Annotated in this window: 17 protein-coding genes, 1 tRNA gene and 1 pseudogene; 12 read left to right on the top strand and 7 right to left on the bottom strand. The window is 72.5% G+C overall.

Going from position 1 to position 21,047, the window contains the following annotated elements:
- On the top strand, window positions 1–1,483 hold a 1,483-nt coding region (locus JT1_RS02460; protein WP_255218234.1), incomplete at its 5' end, for a PrsW family intramembrane metalloprotease.
- Between the two features lie 18 nt (window positions 1,484–1,501).
- On the opposite strand, the gene JT1_RS02465 is transcribed toward JT1_RS02460, so the two are convergent.
- On the bottom strand, window positions 1,502–2,179 hold the full coding sequence (locus JT1_RS02465) for a 4'-phosphopantetheinyl transferase family protein (protein WP_068322561.1): 678 nt from the start codon (window positions 2,177–2,179) through the stop codon (window positions 1,502–1,504).
- 74 nt (window positions 2,180–2,253) lie between these two features.
- On the opposite strand from JT1_RS02465, the gene JT1_RS02470 reads away from it, so the two are divergent.
- The 6 genes from JT1_RS02470 to JT1_RS18820 all read left to right on the top strand — a co-directional run bounded on the left by JT1_RS02470 (window position 2,254) and on the right by JT1_RS18820 (window position 9,651).
- Window positions 2,254–2,330 (top strand) — tRNA-Arg (locus tag JT1_RS02470).
- A gap of 60 nt (window positions 2,331–2,390) precedes the next feature.
- Entirely contained in the window at window positions 2,391–4,115 is a 1,725-nt protein-coding gene (locus JT1_RS02475; protein WP_068322564.1) for a dynamin family protein, read from the top strand.
- On the top strand, window positions 4,112–5,770 hold the full coding sequence (locus tag JT1_RS02480; RefSeq protein ID WP_068322568.1) for a GTPase family protein: 1,659 nt from the start codon (window positions 4,112–4,114) through the stop codon (window positions 5,768–5,770). The genes JT1_RS02475 and JT1_RS02480 overlap by 4 nt, the downstream gene beginning before the upstream one ends.
- Window positions 5,771–5,922: 152 nt before the next feature.
- Entirely contained in the window at window positions 5,923–6,507 is a 585-nt protein-coding gene (locus JT1_RS02485) for a single-stranded DNA-binding protein (RefSeq protein ID WP_068322572.1), read from the top strand.
- Window positions 6,508–6,553: 46 nt separating this feature from the next.
- On the top strand, window positions 6,554–8,236 hold the full coding sequence (gene ettA / locus JT1_RS02490) for an energy-dependent translational throttle protein EttA (protein ID WP_068322575.1): 1,683 nt from the start codon (window positions 6,554–6,556) through the stop codon (window positions 8,234–8,236).
- Between the two features lie 113 nt (window positions 8,237–8,349).
- Window positions 8,350–9,651 carry a polysaccharide pyruvyl transferase family protein gene (locus JT1_RS18820; RefSeq protein ID WP_082807424.1) on the top strand — a complete coding sequence of 434 codons (1,302 nt, stop codon included), beginning with the start codon at window positions 8,350–8,352 and terminating at the stop codon, window positions 9,649–9,651.
- Window positions 9,652–9,787: 136 nt separating this feature from the next.
- On the opposite strand, the pseudogene JT1_RS18825 reads toward JT1_RS18820, so the two are convergent.
- The 5 genes and pseudogenes from JT1_RS18825 to JT1_RS17680 form a co-directional block, all read right to left on the bottom strand.
- Window positions 9,788–10,447 (bottom strand): annotated as a pseudogene (locus JT1_RS18825) (O-antigen ligase family protein); the annotation flags it as partial.
- Window positions 10,448–10,866: 419 nt separating this feature from the next.
- Entirely contained in the window at window positions 10,867–12,126 is a 1,260-nt protein-coding gene (locus JT1_RS02510; RefSeq protein WP_068322586.1) for a glycosyltransferase, read from the bottom strand.
- Window position 12,127: 1 nt separating this feature from the next.
- Complete coding sequence (locus JT1_RS02515) at window positions 12,128–13,435, bottom strand: lipopolysaccharide biosynthesis protein (RefSeq protein WP_068322589.1); 1,308 nt, start codon at window positions 13,433–13,435, stop codon at window positions 12,128–12,130.
- Entirely contained in the window at window positions 13,432–14,196 is a 765-nt protein-coding gene (locus JT1_RS02520; protein ID WP_068322592.1) for a hypothetical protein, read from the bottom strand. The genes JT1_RS02515 and JT1_RS02520 overlap by 4 nt, the downstream gene beginning before the upstream one ends.
- Complete coding sequence (locus JT1_RS17680; RefSeq protein ID WP_082807425.1) at window positions 14,193–16,367, bottom strand: glycosyltransferase; 2,175 nt, start codon at window positions 16,365–16,367, stop codon at window positions 14,193–14,195. The genes JT1_RS02520 and JT1_RS17680 overlap by 4 nt, the downstream gene beginning before the upstream one ends.
- 140 nt (window positions 16,368–16,507) lie before the next feature.
- On the opposite strand from JT1_RS17680, the gene JT1_RS02530 reads away from it, so the two are divergent.
- Window positions 16,508–17,113, top strand: a complete 606-nt coding sequence (locus tag JT1_RS02530; RefSeq protein ID WP_068322595.1) for a pentapeptide repeat-containing protein — start codon at window positions 16,508–16,510, stop codon at window positions 17,111–17,113.
- A gap of 29 nt (window positions 17,114–17,142) precedes the next feature.
- Here the strand turns inward: JT1_RS02530 and JT1_RS02535 are convergent, their stop codons facing one another.
- Window positions 17,143–17,754 carry a TetR/AcrR family transcriptional regulator gene (locus JT1_RS02535; RefSeq protein ID WP_255218235.1) on the bottom strand — a complete coding sequence of 204 codons (612 nt, stop codon included), beginning with the start codon at window positions 17,752–17,754 and terminating at the stop codon, window positions 17,143–17,145.
- Window positions 17,755–17,833: 79 nt separating this feature from the next.
- On the opposite strand from JT1_RS02535, the gene JT1_RS02540 reads away from it, so the two are divergent.
- The 4 genes from JT1_RS02540 (at window position 17,834) to moaA (ending at window position 21,044) form a co-directional block, all read left to right on the top strand.
- Window positions 17,834–18,988, top strand: a complete 1,155-nt coding sequence (locus JT1_RS02540; RefSeq protein WP_068323411.1) for an acyl-CoA dehydrogenase family protein — start codon at window positions 17,834–17,836, stop codon at window positions 18,986–18,988.
- Between the two features lie 123 nt (window positions 18,989–19,111).
- Window positions 19,112–19,603: a MogA/MoaB family molybdenum cofactor biosynthesis protein gene (locus tag JT1_RS02545; protein WP_068322598.1), complete on the top strand. Its 492-nt coding sequence runs from the start codon at window positions 19,112–19,114 to the stop codon at window positions 19,601–19,603.
- Complete coding sequence (locus JT1_RS02550) at window positions 19,603–20,046, top strand: molybdenum cofactor biosynthesis protein MoaE (RefSeq protein ID WP_068322601.1); 444 nt, start codon at window positions 19,603–19,605, stop codon at window positions 20,044–20,046. Before JT1_RS02545 ends, JT1_RS02550 begins: the two co-directional genes overlap by 1 nt.
- Complete coding sequence (moaA, locus tag JT1_RS02555; RefSeq protein ID WP_068322604.1) at window positions 20,046–21,044, top strand: GTP 3',8-cyclase MoaA; 999 nt, start codon at window positions 20,046–20,048, stop codon at window positions 21,042–21,044. The genes JT1_RS02550 and moaA overlap by 1 nt, the downstream gene beginning before the upstream one ends.
- Window positions 21,045–21,047 lie beyond the last annotated feature (3 nt).

Genomic DNA, 21,047 nt, shown 5'->3' on the forward strand with positions numbered 1-21,047 from the left:
CGGCGCGTCCGCGACCCCGCCGCCGCCGTCCGTGACCCCGACGCCCCCGCCGCCGCCCGGACAGCCGCCGGCCCCGCCGTCGTCGAGCCGCCCGGCGGAGGACACCCTCTCCCGACGCGTGCTGCGTCGCTCCGCGCCGGACGAGCCGGAGTGGTTCCGCACCGCCTCGCGCTCGATCGCCCTCGCCGAGCAGGAGGCCAGGACCGACTCGCGCGCGAAGGTCCTCGCCCAGCAGCAGGCCTACGAGGAGCAGCAGCGGGCTGCGCGCCTGGCTGCCCAGCAGCAGGCCGCCGCCGCGCAGTACCAGCAGCACCAGGCGTGGCTGCAGCAGCAGCAGTACACCGCCCACTACGTGACCGCCCAGGCACAGGCCAACCCCACGCCGCGCCCGACGCTGCGGACCTGGCTGCTCGGCGGCACGGTGCTCATCGGCTCGCTCGTGCTCGTCCTGCTCTTCGCGCTGTACTACGGGTTCGCCTTCGGGGTCATCCTCACGCTCGTGTCGCTGGTCGCCGCGCTCATCCCGCTGTGTCTCGTCCTGCCGATCTTCCTGTGGCTGGACCGCTTCGAGGCGGAGCCGCTGCGCTACCTCGTCACGGCCTTCCTCTACGGCGCGCTCGTCTCGACCTTCCTCGCGATCTTCGCCAACACCCTCGGCGGGGCGGTCATCAGCTCGTTCGCCTCGTCGCCGCAGGACGTCAGCACCCTCACCGCGGTGCTCGTCGCCCCGCCGGTCGAGGAGACGACGAAGGGGGTCTTCATCCTCGTCATGTGGTGGTTCATGCGGCGTGAGTTCAACGGGCTCACCGACGGCGTCGTCTACGCGGGCATCGTCGCGGCCGGCTTCGCCTTCACGGAGAACATCCAGTACTTCGCGGGGGCGGCCACCGAGGCCGGCGCCGCGGGCTTCGGCTGGACCTTCGTCCTGCGCGGTCTCGTCACCCCCTTCCTCCACCCGATGTTCACGTCGATGACGGGCATCGGCATCGGCGTGGCAGCGGTCTCCCGGTCGATGCCGGTCAAGATCATCGCCCCGGTCCTCGGGTGGTGCGCGGCGGTGCTCCTCCACGGCCTGTGGAACCTCAGCGCCTCCACCGGGCTGGTCGGCCTGGGCATTGGCCTGGTCGTCGGCTTCGGTGCCTTCGTCAGCTTCGTCTGCTTCGTCGTGTGGACCCGCAAGCGCGAGGGGCGGGTCATCGGCCAGCACCTCATGGCCTACGTCGACACGGGCTGGATCTCGGGCGACGAGGTCGGGATGCTCGCGGACATGAAGGCCCGCCGCCAGGCGCGCCAGTGGGCCAAGTACCACCGGGGGCCGGGTGGGTTGAGCTCGATGCGCAGCTTCCAGGACTGCGCCTCGGAGCTGGCGCTGCTGCGCTTCCGGATGCTCAGCCACGAGGCCGACCCGCGCTCGCTCGAGCGTGAACGGGTCCTGCTGGACTCGATGACCGCCCGACGGCGGGAGTTCGCCGGCGCGGTCTGACCGCGGTCGACGCGATCCTCAGGTCGTGACGACCTCGAGGGGCTCGTCCGTGAGGGCTGCGACCGCGGCGCGGTGGCTCGCGGCGTCGAGCGTCACGTCGGCGAGCGAGATCCGCGCCGGTCGCGGCTCGGTGGCCCGCCAGTCGACGAGGAGCGCGGCCTCCAGCGGCCCGGAGACCAGGACCTCGGCGGGGTCGACGACCAGGCCGTGACCGGTCGCCTTGAGGACCGCCTCCTTGCGGGCCCACACCCGGGCGCGGGCGACGAGCAGCTCGTGGCCCTCGAGGCCGTCGAAGCCGGCGACCTCCTCGCGCGCCAGCGTGGCCCGGGCGAAGCTGTCGAAGTCGGCATCCGTCAGGTCCTCGGTGTCGACCCCGACCTCGACCCCCTTCGCCACCGCCACGACGGCGACCTCGGGGGTGTACGAGAGGGAGAAGTGCCAGCCGTCGCCCTCGACGAGGACCGGTTTGCCGTGGAGGTCGCTGCGGCAGGTCGTGCACCGGCGCTCGAGGACGAGCCCGGCGGGGTCGCGCTCGACCAGCTCGCCGAGGACCCGTCGCACGAGCGCGTGGCCCGTGACGAAGGGGGCCGGCTGTCGCTTGCGGTGCGCCCGGGACATCTCGCCGGGGTCGAGGAGCGCCAGATCGGCGGGGGAGTGGCCCACCCCCGCCTCACGGACCAGGACGCGGACGGACATGTCCCGATCATGTCAGGTCGCGACGCTCACTACACTGGGCTCCGCCCGTGCGTGGACACCGCCACGCCGGGCGTGCCTCCGTAGCTCAGCTGGACAGAGCAAGGGCCTTCTAATCCCTAGGTCGCAGGTTCGAGTCCTGCCGGGGGCGCCACGCGCCGTCACGCCGAGCGTTCGGGCAGGACAGCCGGGCGCACGTATATAGGGTGGGCGCATGGCTGAGATCTCGAGCGCGAACGGGGCGGACGCCGGCCTGCTGCAGCGGGTGACGAGCCTGCGCGACGAGGTGGCTCGCAGCCGGCTCACGCTGGACCTGCCGAGCACCCGCGCGGCGCGGACGGAGCGGCAGGCGCTCCTCGACCAGCTCGACGACTACGTGATCCCGCGCCTGTCCTCGATGGACGCGCCGCTGCTCGCCGTCGTCGGTGGCTCGACCGGCTCCGGCAAGTCGACGCTGGTCAACTCGATCCTGCGCCGGGAGGTGAGCCGGTCCGGGGTGCTGCGCCCGACGACGACCAGCCCCGTGCTCATCCACCACCCCGACGACGAGCGGTGGTTCCGCGACGCGCGGGTCCTCCCTTCCCTCGCCCGCGTCACCGGTGGCGCCGGCGCCGACCCGCAGCCCGGGACCGTCCGCCTGACGCCGTCGCCGACACTGCCCCCGGGCATGGCGATCCTCGACGCACCCGACATCGACTCGGTCGTCTCGGCCAACCGCGAGCTCGCCGCCCAGCTGCTCGCGGCCGCCGACCTCTGGCTCTTCGTGACGACGGCCGCCCGCTACGCCGACGCCATCCCGTGGCGTCTGCTGCAGCAGGCCTCCGAGCGGGGGACCGCGGTCGCGATCGTGCTCGACCGGGTCGACCGGCCCGCGATGGCCGACGTGCGCACGCACCTCGTCGACATGCTGCGCGACCACGGCCTCGAGACCGCGCCGGTCTTCACCGTCCCCGAGACCGACCTCGACGACGACGGCCTGATCCCGGAGCAGGACATCGAGCGGGTGCGCGCCTGGCTCACGGCGCTCGCCGGCGACCAGCGGGCCCGCTCGATCATCATCCGGCAGACCCTCCGGGGCGCGCTGCGCTCGCTCGACGGCCGCACCCGCGCGCTCGTCGACGCCGCCCAGAGCCACCGCGACCAGACGGACACCCTCGCCCAGGCCGCCTACGACGCCTACGACAAAGCGGAGGAGGGCGTCACCGAGGGCATGAAGGACGGGCAGCTCCTGCGCGGAGAGGTCCTCGCCCGGTGGCAGGAGTTCGTCGGGACCGGTGAGTTCTTCCGCAAGGTGGAGAAGGGGGTCTCGCGCCTCCGCGACCGCGTCACGGCCGCAGTGGGCGGAGGCCCCCCGCCGTCCGCGGAGCTCGACCAGGCCCTGCACACTGGCGTCAGCGCGCTGCTCATCGCCGAGGCCGACGCCGCCGCGAGCACCGTCGCCCGGACGTGGCGCTCGACCGAGGCCGGCCCGGTCGTCCTCGACCAGCACCCCGAGCTGGCGCACTCCTCGCGAGGGCTCGAGGGCGAGGTCGAGCGGCTCGTGCGCGACTGGCAGGGCGATGTCCTCGACATCGTCCGGGCCGAGGGCGGCAACCGGCGCACCAACGCCCGGATCGCCGCCTACGGCGTCAACGGCATCGGCCTCTTCCTCATGCTCGTGTCCTTCGCGCACACCGGGGGCGTGCTCGTCGCGCCCGAGGTCGCCATCGCGGGTGGGACCACCGCGCTGGCGCAGAAGGTGCTCGAGGCGATCTTCGGCGACCAGGCGGTGCGCGACATGGCCAAGAAGGCCCGCCAGCTGCTCCTCGAGCGGGTCGAGGACCTCTACACCGCGGAGCGGTCGCGCTACACCGACGTCACCGGTGACCTCGCCGTGAGCGAGGCGCAGCTGCGCCGGCTGCAGCAGGCCGCTGCCGCGGTCGGTGAGGGCACCCGATGAGCCCGCGCAACCCCCTTCGTCGTGGCGGTGGGGACGCCTCCGCGCTGTCCGTCGAGGAGCTGACCGCCCGGGCCGACGCACTCTCCGAGGCCCTCGAGGCCGGGGGCAGCCGACTCGAGCCGCAGCCGGCCGGCCGGGCCCGCGAGGTCGTCGCCAAGGTCTCCGAGCGGACCGCGCTCGTCGGCGGGCACACGGTCGTCGCGCTCGCCGGGGCGACCGGCTCCGGCAAGTCCTCGCTCTTCAACGCCCTCGTCGGCGCCGACGTGGCCCGGGTGGGCCAGCGGCGCCCGACGACGTCCACGCCGACCGCCGCCGTCTGGGGCGGTGAGCCCGCCGGCGAGCTGCTCGACTGGCTCTCCGTGGGCACCCGGCACCAGGTGCAGGAGGGTGCCTCCGACCTCGACGGGCTCGTCCTGGTCGACCTGCCCGACTTCGACTCGCGCGAGGCCGCCCACCGCGAGGAGGCCCGGCGGGTCCTCGAGCTCGTCGACGTCTTCGTCTGGGTCACCGACCCCCAGAAGTACGCCGACGCCGTGCTCCACGACGACTACGTCGCGGTGCTGCGCGAGTACGGCGCCGTGACGATCGTCGTGCTCAACCAGGTCGACCGGCTGCGTGGGGAGGGCCAGGCCCAGGTGGCCGCCGACCTTTCCCGGCTGCTCGAGCGCGATGGCCTGCAGACCCACGAGGTCATCGGGACCTCCACGCGGACGGGGGAGGGGCTCGAGACCCTGCGCGCCCGCCTCGCCGATGCCGTCCAGCACTCCGATGCCGCCCGCCACCGGCTCGGCGCGGACCTGCGCACGGCCGCAGAGGGCCTGCGTGCGTCCGTGGCCGATCGGGAGGCAGCGATCCCCGACCGCGCCCGCGGGGAGCTCGTCGACGCCCTGGCCCGCAGTGCGGGCGTCCCGACCGTCGTCGAGGCCGTGGCCCGGGACTTCCGCATGGAGGCCTGGGCGCGCACCGGCTGGCCCTTCACCCGCTGGGTGCGGGCCTTCCGGCCGGCGCCGCTCAAGCGGCTACGGCTCGACCGCACGAGCGACGGGACCCCGGACATCACCGAGCAGGACGTGCGCGCGGTGCTCGGCCGCTCCTCCATCCCGCCACCGGCGCCCGCGGCCCGCGCGAGCGTCGACCTCGCGGCCCGTCGCATCGGCACCGCCGCCGGCGAGGGTCTGCCGACCCGCTGGGCCGACGCGGTCGCCGATGCCGCGAGACCTGCCGACCACGACCTCGCCGACGAGCTCGACCAGGCCGTCATGCGCACCCCCCTGCGCAGCCGCAAGCCGATGTGGTGGACGGTCTTCGGGCTGCTGCAGGTCCTCCTGGCGATCACCGCCGTCGTCGGCCTCGTGTGGCTCGTCGTCATCGCGCTCGCCGGCTGGCTGCAGCTGCCGGAGATCCCGACCTTCGACGTCGGGCCCTTCGCGACCCCCTTCCTGCTGCTCGTCGGCGGGCTGCTGGGTGGGCTGCTGCTCGCCGCGATCGCCCGCTGGCTGGCGAGGATCGGTGGTCGCAAGCGAGCCGGGGTCGTCGACAAGCGGCTGCGCCGCTCCATCGGCGAGGTCGCGGACGCCCGGGTCATCGAGCCCGTCGAGACCGTGCTCGGCGAGCACGCCCGAGCTCGCGCGGGCATCGAGCGCGCCCACGGTTGACCACGGCTCCGCCGTCGTCGTGCACAGGGGGAGGGTGACCCGCCCGGTCGTCCACAGGGGGTGACTCGGCCCGTCGCGCCCGTTGGTCCGGCGCGACGCTGGTCCCACGGACCCACCCGATCGCAGGTGGGCGCACAGGGATGGGACACGAGATGAACGAGACCGAGATCACCGTGGGCGGCCGGGTCGTCGCCGACCCCGAGCACCGCACCACGCGCAACGGCATCCAGTTCACGATCTTCCGGATCGCGAGCACGGTACGGCGGCGCAGCCGCGAGGGCGTCTGGGTCGACGGGCCGACGAGCTTCTACAACGTCGCGACCTACCGCGCGCTGGGGGTGAACGCCCACCAGTCCCTCGGCAAGGGTGACCCCGTCGTCGTCCACGGGAGACTGACGATCAACGACTGGCAGCGCACCGACGGCTCGTGGGGCTCCTCTGCCGACATCGAGGCGATGAGCGTCGGGCACGACCTGACCTTCGGCACGACCGAGTACTCCAAGGCGCAGCGAGGCGCCGGCGACGCCGAGGCCCTGGCCGCCAGCGAGGCGGGCTTCGACCGGATGCGCACCCGCATGGAGGAGTCCGACGGACCCGGGTGGGGCACGGTGCACCCGGCGCCGGCTCAGGGCCCGGCGGGCGAGGTCGTGGACGAGAGCACCGGCGAGGTGCTCGACCCGACGGAGCCGGATGGGCAGGGCGCCGACGAGGCGGAGGAGGTCGCCGTGCCGGCCTGACGACGGTGGATTCGGGCGTGGGGGCGGGAGTGGATAGCCTGCCCCCATGGCCGACTACATCTACACCATGGTCCGCGCGCGCAAGGCGCACAACGAGAAGGTCATCCTCGACGACGTCTCGATGTCCTTCTTCCCCGGTGCCAAGATCGGGATGGTCGGCCCCAACGGGGCCGGCAAGTCGACCATCCTGAAGATCATGGCCGGGCTCGACCAGCCGAGCAACGGCGAGGCGAGCCTCAAGCCGGGCGCGACCGTGGGCATCCTCCTCCAGGAGCCGCCGCTCAACGAGGACAAGACCGTCCTCGGCAACGTCGAGGAGGGCGCCGGCGAGATCAAGGCCAAGCTCGACCGGTTCAACGCCATCTCCGAGGAGATGGGTGAGCCCGACGCGGACTTCGACGCGCTCATGGAGGAGATGGGCAAGCTCCAGGAGGAGATCGACCACGCCGACGCGTGGGACCTCGACTCCCAGCTCGAGCAGGCGATGGACGCCCTGCGCTGCCCGCCGCCGGACAGCCCGGTCACCAACCTCTCCGGTGGTGAGCGTCGCCGCGTCGCGTTGTGCAAGCTGCTCCTGCAGAAGCCGGACCTGCTGCTCCTCGACGAGCCGACCAACCACCTCGACGCCGAGTCCGTCCTCTGGCTGGAGCAGCACCTCGCGGCCTACGCGGGTGCCGTCGTCGCCGTGACGCACGACCGGTACTTCATGGACAACGTCGCGCAGTGGATCGCCGAGGTCGACCGCGGCCGTCTCTACCCGTACGAGGGCAACTACTCGACCTACCTGGAGAAGAAGCAGGAGCGGCTGCAGATCCAGGGCAAGAAGGACCAGAAGCTCGCCAAGCGGCTGAAGAACGAGCTCGAGTGGGTGCGCTCGAACCCCAAGGCCCGCCAGACCAAGAACAAGGCCCGTCTGGAGCGCTACGAGGAGATGGCGGCGGAGGCCGACCGGACCCGCAAGCTCGACTTCGAGGAGATCGCGATCCCGCCGGGCCCGCGCCTCGGCAGCAAGGTCATCGAGGTCCGGGACCTGACGAAGGGCTTCGGCGACCGGGTGCTCATCGAGGACCTGTCCTTCTCCCTGCCGCGCAACGGCATCGTCGGCATCATCGGCCCGAACGGCGTCGGCAAGACGACCCTCTTCAAGACGATCGTCGGCTTCGAGCAGCCGGACGCCGGCGTGGTCGACATCGGTGACACGGTCAAGCTGTCCTACGTCGACCAGAACCGTGGCGGCATCGACCCGGAGAAGAACGTCTGGGAGGTCGTCTCCGACGGGCTCGACCACATCCAGGTCGGCCAGGTCGAGATCCCCTCGCGCGCCTACGTCAGCCAGTTCGGGTTCAAGGGCCCGGACCAGCAGAAGAAGGCCGGTGTCCTCTCCGGCGGTGAGCGCAACCGCCTCAACCTCGCGCTCACCCTCAAGCAGGGCGGCAACGTGCTGCTCCTCGACGAGCCGACCAACGACCTGGATGTCGAAACCCTGGGCTCCTTGGAGAACGCGCTCCTGGAGTTCCCCGGCTGCGCCGTGGTCATCTCCCACGACCGGTGGTTCCTCGACCGCGTCGCGACGCACATCCTCGCCTACGAGGGGACCGACGAGAACCCGGCCTCCTGGTACTGGTTCGAGGGCAACTTCGAGGGCTACGAGGCCAACAAGGTCGAGCGCCTCGGGGCGGACGCCGCGCGTCCGCACCGCGTGACGCACCGCCGCCTGACCCGCGACTGAGGGCGCCGCGAGGCAGGGGCAGCGCAGCTCGTCCGACCCTGCCGTCGTCGCCGCCCCCTGGGTAGGGTGTGGCCATGGTCATACCGCCGGCTCGGGACTGAGCACACACGGCCATGACGCACGTGCGGCAGGTCGGGCTCGTCGGCGGGGTCGGTGGCGGAAACACCGGCAACGAGGTCAGTCTCGCCGTGGTCCACGACCAGCTGGCTGCCGCACGGCCCGACCTGCGGTTCGCGGTCGTCACGCCGATGCCCGACGGTGCCCGGGCCCGCGGGGTGGTCCACGGCGACGAGCCCGTGCTGTCCTTCCGAGCCGACCGCACGCGCGGCGGTGCACGGGCCGTTCGGCTCGGGCGAAGGGTCGTCGCCGAGCTGCGTCACGTGGGTTCGGTCCTGGGGTGGATGGGCTCGCTGGAGGCCGTCGTCGTCTGCGGCACCGGGGTCCTCGACGACCTCGAGGAGCCGCCGTGGGGGATGCCGTGGTCGCTCTTCCTCTGGGCGGCCGCCGCGCGGGCGCGGCGACGCCCCTTCGTGCTGCTGGCCGTCGGGGCCGGGCCCATAGGGAGCCGGGCCAGTGCGCTGCTATTCCGAGCGACCGTGAGGCTGGCGTCCGAGGTCACCTACCGCGACGCGGACTCGATGCGCACCATGGCCGACCTGGGCGCGGCCCGTCCCGACGCGCGGGTGACCTGCGACCTCGCCTTCGGCCGCGCGGTCGGCTCGACGGCGCCCGCGCAGCCCGGACCGGGGATGCGGGTCGCCGTCGGCATCATGGACTGGAGGGGCTGGTCTGGTTCAGGTCGGGGCACGGAGCAGTACCTGGACATCCTCGCGGAGGTCGTCGTCGGGCTCCTCGACCGTGGCTGCCGGGTGGTGCTGACGGTCGGACAGCCGGTCGACGTCGAACCCGCGCGAGAGGTGCGCCGGCAGGTCCTGCGGCAACGTCCGCAGGGCCGGCTGCCCCTCGCCGACGTCGGCAACTTCGACGAGCTGGTCGAGGTGGTGCAGGGCGTCGATCTCGTCGTCGCGACCCGGTTCCACACCGTCGTCGCCGCCCTCGCGGCCGACCGCGCGATCGTGTCGGCGGGCTACGCACCCAAGAACCGCGCCGTCCTCGAGCGGGTGGGCCTGGACCACGCCGACCGGCCCGTGGACGAGATCGACGCGGCCTGGATCCTCGGCGAGGTGGACGCCGTCGCGGAGGGCAGGGCTCCGTGGCGTGCCGACCGGCAGATCATCGCGGGCTGGGCACGCCTCGTGCGTGACGAGATCGACGGGCTCGCCATCCGGATCGACCGAGCCACCAGTCGGCAGCGGCGTGTGGTGGGTCGGGTGACACCGACCAGCCGGTGGCGATCACGGCTCCGGCGACCCAGAGCGTGGTGGTCTCGTCGAGGAGGTTCTCGGTCAGCGTGACCGTGACGAGTCCGAGCGCGACGGCCGCCGCCGCCTCGAAGGAGGCGCGTGCCTCGCCCTCGCGCTGCCGGAGTGCCCGGCCGGCCTCGCGGAGCGTGACGGTGACCCCGATGGTGACGGTCACGAGCGCCACCATCCCGACCGCGCCGAGCTCGACCCAGGTCTGGACCCACACGTTGTGCGGGAGCAGGCCCTCGCTGCGCATCGTCGGTACCACGCCGAACCCGATCCCCGTCAGGGGGTTGAGCCAGCCCAGGGGGGCGAGCGCCTGCCAGTAGCCCCATCGCCAGGCGAGGGAGCTCTCAGGCGCCCCGGGGGGCGGGGGCGGCGGATCCCAGATGTCGACCACTCGCTGGTTGAGACTGGGTGTCAGGGCCACGACGACGACACACACGGCGATGACGACGGGCAGCCAGCGCCGGTCCCTGCGATAGGCGATGACGAAGGCACCGAGGGCCACGGCGATCCATGCGGCCCGTGTGTAGGTGAGCAGGACGACGACGCCCGTCGCCAGCGTGCCGCACCCCCAGAGGAGCCGCTGGCCGGACCGGGACCACACGAGACGTGCCAGCATGAGGACGCAGAGCACCGCCGCGTACTTGCCCAGCACGCTGGGGTGCACGAAGGGCCCGGTGACCCGGGAGAGGCCGGTGTCGCTGTCGACGGGAGAGGTCCCCGTGATGACCTGGACGATGACGTGGCCGCACACGATGACGGCCGAGGCGGCAAGCGCTGCGTGGACCGTGGACGAGGTCAGCTGCCGGCTGCGCACGAGCTGCTCGATGACGACGAACATCAGCACGCCTGCGGTCAGCCGTGCCGCGCTGGCCGCGGACAGGGCCGGCACGTGCGAGCTGAGCGTGCTCAGGGCTGCGGCCCCGACGAAGCCGAGGAGCGCCCACACGGCGACGGAGGGACGCCGCAGCTGGTCCGTGCGCCACTGCGACCACAGCCACCACACGGAGGCAGCGATGAAGATCAGCCCGATGGCAATCGCCGTCCCGTGGCCCACCGCGTCGAGCTCGGGTCGCACGACGAGCAGGAGCAGCGCCAGGGCAGCGAACTGACGCACCGCGAGCACCCCCGCAATGACGACGACGAGCGCCGCGACGACGAGGACCACGACGGAGAAGAGGTCGACACCGACCCATACGGAGGCGATGCCGGCGATGCCCGCACCCAGGCCGATGACGGCGGCGTACCCGGTCCGTCGGGTCACGACCGCACCCCGTGGGTCGCCTCGCCGTACACCGTCGTGAGGCGGGCGAGGTGCTCCTGCGTCGTCGTGCTGCGTCGACGCACCTCGTCGACGAGCGCGGCGCTCCCGGCCAGCCGGGAGCGAAGTGCGGTGTCGAGGGTGGCAGCCCACCCGTGGACGTCGTCGTGCCGCACCGTCCAGCCGCTCGCCGGACCGACCATCTCCGGCATGCCGCCGACCCGCGACACGACGGCCGGCACGCCGGCCATGAGGCTCTCGCGGAGGGCGAAGGGGGAGTTCTCGTGGCACTGCGACGGGTGTGCGGTGACGATCGCGCGGTCGAGTGCCCGGCGCACGCCCGCGGCGTCGGTCACCCCGGGCAGGTCGACCCGGGGGATGCCGTCCGCCGCGATCATCGATCTCAGCTCGCCGGCCTGGCTCCCTTCGCCGATGAGCTCGACCCGCACCTCCGGGTGGAGGTGTGCGATCCGCCGCCACGCCTGCAGCAGCACGTGTGGCCCCTTGAGCGGGACGAGCCGGCTGGCGAAGACGATCGCGTCCCGCGGACCGTCCGAAGGGAGCACGTCCTCGCCCTGCGAGCGCCACGGCAGGTCGAGGTACTCGACCGCTGCGGCCGGCCACCCCTCGTCGGCGATGACGCCCCTCATGAAGTCCGACGGCGCGAGGATGTGCGGGCCGGACCGTCGCCACTGCGGGGCGGAGACGAGCTGTTCGGCGGCACCGAGGGCGCTGACCGCGAGGCTGCCCTTCATGCACCGGCGCCGCACGGGGGCGAGGGCGCGGTGCAGCGATGAGCGGCCGACGCAGTCGGTGCAGATGGTGCCGTCCGGATCGCTGAAGAGGGTCTGGTTGGCGCACACCAGCTTGTACTCGTGGGCGGTGAGGACGGCGGGGAGACCCGCCTCGCGGACGGCTCGTACGACCGATGACGTCAGCTGGTAGCAGGTCCCGTGGAAGTGCACGATGTCGGGACGGTGCTCGCGGATCGCTCGTCGCATCGTGACCCCGGCCTCCGGCGACCACACCGACACGGCCGCGCTGCGCCAGCGGTCGGGGGAGCCGGGCTCGAAGGACCGACGTCGGGTGAACCACGTGGGCGCCCCCGACAGGTCCATCGGGGACCGCCCCGGTGGCGGCGTCATCGCCACCACCCCGACGTCGTGGCCGTCGGCGACGAGGGAGCGCACGAGCCAGCCCACGTAGGTCTCCACGCCGCCGACGTGGTGCGCGAACTTGCTGACCTGGAGGATGCGCACGTCAGGCCCCGCTCCGGGCCCGCAGGAGTCGGCTGCGCAACCAGTCCATGTCCCGGCGCAGCTCGCCCGGCGACAGGACGGCCCGGACGGACAGGCCGATGTGGCGCGCCACGAGCCGCTCGCCGAGGACGAAGACGGTGGTGTAGCCGACCGTGCTCATGATCGCCGCGCCCAGTATCCCGTGCCGGGGCACGAGGAGGACCAGCCCGACGAGCAGCACGATCGTGCCGCCCACGTGGGCCACGCTGGCCCACCCGGGTGCCCCGAGGCCCTGAAGCGTCGCCATGAGGGCCATGCTCGCGGAGAAGAGCACGATACCCGGCAGCATGAGCCACAGAGCGGGGACAGCGGCGGAGAACTCGTCGCCGTAGACGAAGGGGATGACCCACGGTGCCGTGGCAGCGATGGCGAGGATGGCGAGGCCACCGCCGACGAGGTTGATCCTCAGCCCGCGCTCGAGCGCGCCCCGGGCCGCGGGCCCATGACCGGCAGCCGTCAGCGGGAAGATCACCATGGCCACGCTCCCGAAGAGGGAGACGACCATGGAGGAGACGTTGACCGCGATGGAGTAGTAGCCGATCTGGGAGGCGCTGACGAAGGCCGGCAGGACGAGTGAGTCCAGTCGGAGCGCACTCAGGCTGATCCCCTGCATGCGGAACCCGTAGCCGAGGGACGCGCGCGCCAGCCGACGATCGCCACGGGTGATGCCCTCCGCCACGAGGCCGACGACCGCCACGGTGAGTGCCACCCCGTAGCTGGCCACCTGGGCCGACAGGACGGTCACCGGGGTGAATCGGTCGAGACCGAGCAGGGTGAGGAGCGTGAGCACGTAGGTCGCGGGCTGGGTGATGCGCACGACTCCGAGGAAGCGGAAGCGGTGGCGGGCCATGAGCATGGCCCACATCGCCTCGGTGGTGAGGACGACGGGGATCGCGCAGAGAAAGATCCGCGCGATCAGCTGCGTCTCGTCGTCCTGCGCGGCGAAGCCCACGGGGACCAGGAACTGTGCGATGCCGACACCGAGCACCCCGAGGACGGGCGCCATGGTGAGGGTCGTGCCGAGCACCCGGCGCTGGTCGGCGCCCCGGCCCTGCAGGAAGATCATGCCGTCGGCGAATTTGAGGTTGGACGCCCAGGTGAGCGTCAGCGTCCACGTGCTCACCGCGGCGACGACCCCGCGTCCGTCGGCGCCGAGGAAACGGGCGGTGAGCACACCCGAGACGAGCCCCAGGAGGATCGTCGTGCCACTGGTGGCCAGTGTCGTGGCGAAGGCCCGTCCGGTGGACGGGCGGCTCTGGTCGGTGGTCACGCCGACGACCGGGTGTCGCCACGCTCTTCGTGACGCCGGCGCCTGCGGACGGTGAGCAGCGCGAGGGCACCCCCAGTGAGGACCAGGGCCGCGAGCCCGCCGGCGACGCTGGCGCGGGCCCGGGTCGAGGTCGTGCTCATCGGGCTGGTGTCCACCTGGAGCGACGAGGCCCGGTCCGCGTTGCGTCGTTGGGCCACCTGGATGCTCTTGAGCGATGAGGTGGCGTCGGCGACGATCTCCCCGACGCGGTTGAGGGCGGCCGTGTCCGCCGGGAACGCAGGGCCCCTGCCCCCCTCCGACTCGAGCGACTTCCGGGCGAGCTCGGCACCGGCGACATCGGCATCGAGCTGCTGCTCGATGCCGTCGGAGACCTCGTCGAGGGCATGGCGCACCTGTCGGCGCAGACCGCTCTCGGCCGCGTCCGCCGTGCTGGCCACGTACGTGACCCGGATGATCGTGCCGTTGCCGACACGAGAGGAGTCGACGAAGGCCCCCGGTGCGTCGGGATCGCCGGCCACGTCGCCCGTACCCACGTCGTCGCCGTAGGCCGAGGTGAAGTCGGCCGCGTGCGTCGCCACCTCGTAGTTGGAGAAGGTGCCGATGATCGGGGCGATGTTGACGTCCGCCGTCGCACGGACGGTGGCCGGTGACCACCCCGCGGTCCCGGACCACGTGACAGCTGCCGCCACGCCGGCGGTGACGACGAGGATGGCGGCGGAGCTGACGGAAGGACGTCTGACACCGCGGGACGGTCCGGTCATGCCGACCCGCTGGCCGGGCGGAAGCGTCGACGGGCGGGACGGGCGAGCACCCGCTCGAGGTAGTGGGCGGTGAAGCGTGCGCTCCCCCGCAGGCCCCGGGGACTGCGCAGGACGTCGCAGGCGGTGCCGGCGGCCTCGCGGCGTCGCCCGTCGGCGAAGAGGCTGCGGATCCGCAGGATCCTCGTGCGGACGAGCTCGTCGCGCACGGCCCGCAGGTGCCGTGGATCGTCGCTCGACTGCAGTTCCCTCTCGAGGACCGCCACGGCCCCGTCGAGCTGCCGGGTGAAGTCGCCGACGCTGTCGGCGGCGTCGTGGATGCGGTAGGCGATGACGGGGCGCTCGACGTGCAGCGCGGCCCCTCCCGACCGGGAGAGCGCGAGAGCCAGGTAGCGGTCGTAGGCCGTCGCGGCCCAGTCGGGGCGTTCGCTCCAGTCGACGGCGCGACGACGCAGGACCGCGGCCACCATGAGGATGTCTCCGCGCGCCGCCACGTCGTCGAAGGCGGGCAGCCTCCCTTCCGGCACCCGGCGCCGGTCGACCATCGCGTGCATCGGGTGCGTGCGAGGCAGCGGCAGACCGTCTGCGTCGACGAGGTCGACGTCAGCGAAGCAGACGGCGAGGGACGGGTCCTCCAGCATGGGTCGCACGAGCTGCTCGAGCGCGTCCGGGCGGAGGACGTCGTCGTCGTCGACCTCCATGACGAGGTCCGTCGTCGAGTCGGTGAAACCCTGCCAGACGTTGCCGAGGATCCCGAGGTTGGACTCCCGCGGCACCCAGCGGAAGCGCGCATCGGCGAGCTCGTCGACGACCCTGCCCACCTCCGGCTGGGCGGCGTTGTCGCAGACCACGACGGTGAAGTCGGCGAAGGACTGGGTGCGCAACGCCTCGAGACAGGAGCGCAGCATCTCGGGCCGACGGTAGGTCGGCACGACGATCGTCACCGCGGGTCCCGCCGCTCGCACGTCAGCGGCCGCCCACGGTCGGGTCCCGGGCAGCACGGAGGCGCGGCGCCACGGCGACGAGGGGTCGCGTCGGCCGGAGTGCCTGCCTCGCTGGGAGACGCCCTGGGCCAGGTCGGCGCACAGGTCGGCGTAGCCCGCCGCCACCTTGTCCCAGTCGTAGCGCCGGGTGCAACGCTCGACGAGACGTCGTCGCCGCTCCGTGTCGGCGTCCGGTGCGGCGTCGATCCGGGCGATCGCCGACGCCAGCGTCTCGACGGTGTCGCCGAAGAACCCGTCGTCGCCGAGGACCTCACGGTTGAAGGGGTTGTCGTGGGCGATCGTCGTGGCACCGGCGCCCATCGCGCGGAGCAGCGACGGGTTGGTCCCGCCGACGGAGTGCCCGTGCAGGTAGCTCGCCGAGCCCGCGTACAGCTCGTCGAGCAGCTCAGGGTCCCAGACGCCCCCGAGCATCCGCACGCCCGGCGTCTGCTCGGCGGCGGACCTGACGGCAGCCTCGTACTCGGAGGCGTAGGGGATGCTGCCGACGACGGCGAGGGGCAGGTGGGCGCCGCTCGCCCCGTAGGCCCGGATCATCTCCAGCACGTGGTTCTCGGGCTCGATCCGCGCGACGACGAGGTGGTAGCGACGACGCTCGAGGCCCACCTCCGCCAGCCGGGCGGTGGGAGCATCCGCGATGACCGCGGTGCCGTACTCGAGCAGCGCGGTACCGGCGTCGAACTCGTCGCGGTAGTACTGCTGGATGCCGGGGGAGTCGGCGATGAGCGCGTCGGCCCACCGCACGGCGGCAGCCTCGGACAGGCGGTAGAAGGTCTGCCCGGCGGGCCCCCACTTCGCCCGCCGCCACTCGAGGCCGTCGACGTGGACGGCCACGGGCAGACCCCGTAGGTGCAGCAGGGGCAGGGCGAAGGTGTTGGCGGCGTTGAAGACGAGGGCGACGTCGTGGCGGGTGCCCGACGCCGCGACGTGCAACGCGGACAAGGCGGTGTGCGAGAGCGTCTCGAGGGTCTTGCGGCGGATGCACGGCAGGTGCACGAGCTGCATCCCGGCATGGATCGTCCGCGGTGCAGCCGAGTCGTCCGCCGGGCGGCGGCAGTAGACCGTGACCTCGTGCCCCGCGTCGGCGAGGCGACTGCCGATCTCCTCGACCGCGGTCTCGAAGCCCCCGTAGTGCGCCGGTACACCTCGTGTCCCCAGCATCACGATGCGCATACCCGCTCCCCGTTCAGCTCTGTGTGGGCCTCCCCATTCAGCACGATGTCGCCACGATAGCGCCAGCACGGGAGCAGGGACATAGCGAAAGCAGCCCTCGCGTCCCAGGTCCCGCTGGTGCCCACACCTAGGGTGCCGTCATGCCCTCACTCCTGGAGCAGGTCGCCGGTCGCACGAGCATCGTCGACGAGGTGCTCACCGGCTCCCTGGGCGAAGGGGAGGTCCTCTCCGGCGTGGAGATGGTCGGGTGCACGCTGCGCGACGCGTCCGTCGCGGGAGCGACGCTGTCGGGGGTGCGGCTCGAGGGCTGTGCCGTGGAGCGGGTCGACCTCTCGCGTGCCCGCCTGCCCGACTCGGTCGTCGATGGCTGCAGGTTCGTCGGGTGCAAGGCACTCGCGACGTCGTGGGCGATGCTGCGCGCCCCGGTGCTCGTGCCCGACCCGAGCGTCTGGGTGGACTGTCAGCTGTCGATGGGCAGCTTCGCCGGGCTCGACCTCACGGGCACCCGCTTCGAGCGGTGCGTGCTGACGGACGCCGACTTCGACGGGGCCACCCTGGTCGAGGTCGTCTTCGACGAGTGCTCCCTGGGTGGGGCCCGCTTCGTCCGGGCGGACCTGCGGCGCGCCGACCTGCGCACTGCGCGCGACTTCGTCGTCGACGTGCGCGATGCCAGGGTCGAGGGGCTCCGGGCGGACCTGACCGGTGCGCTCGGGCTCCTCACCCCCTTCGGCATCGTCGTGGGGTAGGGCGGCGCCGGCCGGGGACCGATGTCACGTCAGGGAGTGCGCGCCCCGACCAGCCGCAGGGCGAGCGCCCCGTAGGTCTCGCCGATGGCGGCCGGGGTGGTGCGCTTGATGCCCGGGTGGTACCAGCGAGCGACGTCGACGACGAGCGAGAGCGCGGCGAGCGCGGTGGCGCGCACGTCGTCGACGACGAACTCGCCGGACTCGACACCGGCGGTGATGATCCCCTCGACGACCGCGTCGATCTCACGACGCAGGGTGAGGACCTCGCGCTGGTGCTCGGGAGCGAGGTGGCGGAACTCGTACTGGACGATGCGGGCGACCTGGTGCTGCTCGGCGTGCCACCGGGCGAAGGTGGAGATGACCTCCTGGAGGGCGTCCGTGGGCGAGCCCGCCTGGGCCGCGGCCGAGGCCAGCGCGTCGCGGGCGCCCTCGTGCCCGACGCGGCTGAGCTGGAAGAGCAGGTCCTCCTTGCTCGCGAAGTGGACGTAGACGCCAGCCGGCGAGAGGCCGGCACGGGAGGCGATGTCACGCGTCGTCGTGGCATGGAACCCCTTGTCCGCGAAGGCGTCCGCGGCCGCCACGAAGAGCCTCACGACGGTCGGGTTGTCGTGCTCGGGGAGAGAGGGCGTCGGCGTCGTCACGTTGACAGCATGCCCGCCGGGGGCGAGACTAAGCAAGCGCTTAGTGCGATGACGCACACCACGTTCCAGAGAGGTGACCATGCCCCGCAACATCTACGACGAGGACCACGAGTCCTTCCGCTCCTCCGTCAAGGAGTTCGTCGAGCGCACGCTCGTGCCCCGGGCGGACTCGATGATCGTCGAGCACACCATCCCCCGCGAGGTCTGGCTCGAGGCCGGCAAGCAGGGATTCTTCGGCCTGACGATCCCCGAGGAGTTCGGCGGCGCGGGCATCGAGGACTACCGCTTCAACGCCGTCCTCGCCGAGGAGCTGTCGAAGTTCAACGTGGCGGTCTCCTCCTGCTTCGGCATCCACGCCGACATCACCGCGCCCTACCTCGTGGCCATGGGGACGCAGGAGCAGAAGCAGCGCTGGCTGCCGAAGGTCGTCACCGGCGAGGCGATCATGTCGATCGGCATGACCGAGCCCTCCGGCGGCTCCGACCTGGCCGCGCTGAAGTCGACCGCCGTCAAGGCCGACGACGGCAGCGGCGACTGGGTGCTCAACGGCTCCAAGACCTTCATCACCAACGGCCACCAGTGCGACCTCGCGGTGGTCGCGGCCCGGACCGACCCGGCCAAGGGCGCCAAGGGCATCTCGCTCTTCGTCCTCGAGGCGAGCGACGAGGGCTTCACCAAGGGCCAGCCGCTGGACAAGGTCGGTCAGCCCGAGTCCGACACCTCCGAGCTCTTCTTCGAGAACGTCCGCCTCCCCGCGGACCGGCTCCTCGGTCCCGAAGGCATGGGCTTCATCACGATGATGCAGAAGCTCCCGCAGGAGCGCCTCGGCAACGCGATCGGCTGCGTCGCCCACGCCGGTCAGATCCTCCAGGAGACGATCGAGTACACCAAGGAGCGCAAGGCCTTCGGTCAGCCGATCGGCTCCTTCCAGCACAACAAGTTCAAGATCGCCGAGCTCGTCACGAGCATCGAGGTCGCCCGGGCCTACGTCGACGAGTGCGTCGTCGCGCACGCCGAGGGCAAGCTCAGCGCCGTCGACGCCGCCAAGGCGAAGTGGTGGGCCGCCGAGACCCAGAGCAAGGTCCTCGACGAGTGCGTCCAGCTGCACGGCGGCTACGGCTACATGAACGAGTACCGCGTGGCCCGCGCCTGGCGTGACGCCCGGATCAACAAGATCTGGGCCGGCACCAACGAGATCATGAAGGAGCTCATCGGGCGCGACCTCGGGCTCTGACCCGGGTCCGCACCCCCGACGCTGCACCGGCGGCCGGCCGCTCCGTGAGACACGGAGCCGCCGGCCCCCGTGCGCGCACCCGAGTTTGAGAGACTGGGGGAGACCACGAGCGAAGGGGGTCCGGTGAGCGACACCGTCCACGTCATCACGGTCTCCGACCGGGTGAGCTCCGGCGCGCGCGAGGACGTCTCCGGCGACGCCGCAGTCGAGCTCCTGCAGGCGGAGGGCCACACGGTCACCACGAGCCTCGTGCCCGACGGCGCGGACGCCGTCGAGGCAGCGCTGCGTGCCGCGCTCGCCGACGGCGCCCGACTCGTCGTCACCACGGGGGGCACCGGTCTCTCCCCGCGCGATCGCACCCCCGAGGGGACCGCGCCCGTGCTCGACCGCGAGGTGCCCGGGCTGGCGGAGCTGCTCCGTGCCGAGGGCGCGCGGCAGACCCCCTTCGCCGCCATCTCGCGCGGTCTCGTCGGCATCGTCGACGCGAGCGACGAGCGTCCCGGCGCGCTCGTCGTCAACCTCCCCGGCAGCACGAAGGGGGTGACGCAGGGCCTGCAGGTCCTGCTGCCCCTCGTCGGCCACGTCCTCGACCAGATCTCCGGAGGCGACCACTGATGGCCGACCTGACCCGCATCGCCCGCATCGCGACCGACGAGGTCGACCTGGCTGGGGTGCTCGCGAGCGTCGACGACCCCGGCCACGGGGCGGTGGCGAGCTTCGTCGGGCAGGTGCGCGACCACGACCCCGAGGCCGGCGGCCGGGTCGTCGCGCTGCGCTACACCTGTCATCCCGACGCGCCGCGCCTGGTCGTCGAGATCGTCGAGCGCGTCCTGCGCGACCTCGACCCGCAGGGCGAGGCGAGCGTCCACGCCGTGCACCGCGTCGGGGACCTCGAGGTCGGCGACCTCGCGCTCGTCGTGGCCGTGGGGACCGCGCACCGGGACCTCGCCTTCACGATCTGCCGGGCGCTCGTCGAGGCGGTCAAGCACGAGCTGCCGGTGTGGAAGCAGCAGTTCGAGGCGGACGGCACGCACGCGTGGTCGGGGTTGAGCTGCTGATGACCCGCCCGCTGGTCGACCCCCACGGCCGCCTCCACCGCGACCTGCGCGTCTCGCTCACCGACAAGTGCAACCTGCGGTGCACGTACTGCATGCCCGCCGAGGGCCTGCCGTGGCTGCCCAAGGACGAGCTGCTCACGACACCGGAGCTGCTGACCCTCGTCGAGGCGGCCGTGACGGCCGGCATCAGCGAGGTGCGGCTCACCGGCGGCGAGCCGCTCGTGCGCCCCGACGTCGTCGAGATCGTCGCGGCGATCGCGGCGATGGAGGGCCCCGAGGGCGCGCCCGAGGTGTCGATGACGACCAACGGCCTGGGGCTGACCAAGGTGGCCGCAGCCCTCGCCGAGGCCGGGCTCGCCCGGGTCAACGTCAGCCTCGACACCCTGCGGCCCGAGCGTTTCCACGAGATCACCCGCCGCGACCGCTTCGACGAGGTCGTCGCCGGCATGGCGGCGGCCCACGACGCCGGCCTGCGGCCGGTCAAGGTCAACTCCGTGCTGCAACGGGGGATCAACGACGACGAGGCCGTCGACCTCACGCGCTGGGCGGTCGAGCGCGGGTACGAGCTGCGGTTCATCGAGCAGATGCCGCTGGACGCGCAGCACACGTGGCAGCGCACCGAGATGGTCACGGGCGCGGAGATCCTCGAGCAGCTGCGCACGGCCTTCGAGCTCACAGAGGTGCCCGGTCGAGGAGCCGCCCCGGCCGAGCGCTTCCACGTCGACGGTGGGCCGGCGACCGTGGGCGTCATCGCCTCGGTGACGATGCCCTTCTGCGGCTCGTGCGACCGGTTGCGCCTCACCGCGGACGGCCAGCTGCGCAACTGCCTCTTCGCGCGCGGGGAGACCGATCTGCGTGGACCGCTGCGCTCCGGGGCGAGCGAGGCCGAGGTCCACGAGCTCGTCCACGCCTGCCTGGCCACCAAGCGTCCCGGGCACGGGATCAACGAGCCCGGGTTCCTCCAGCCGCCGCGGCCGATGAGCGCGATCGGCGGCTGAGCA

This window comes from Janibacter terrae NBRC 107853 (assembly GCF_001591405.1).
GTDB classification, from domain to species: Bacteria; Actinomycetota; Actinomycetes; order Actinomycetales; family Dermatophilaceae; genus Janibacter; species Janibacter terrae.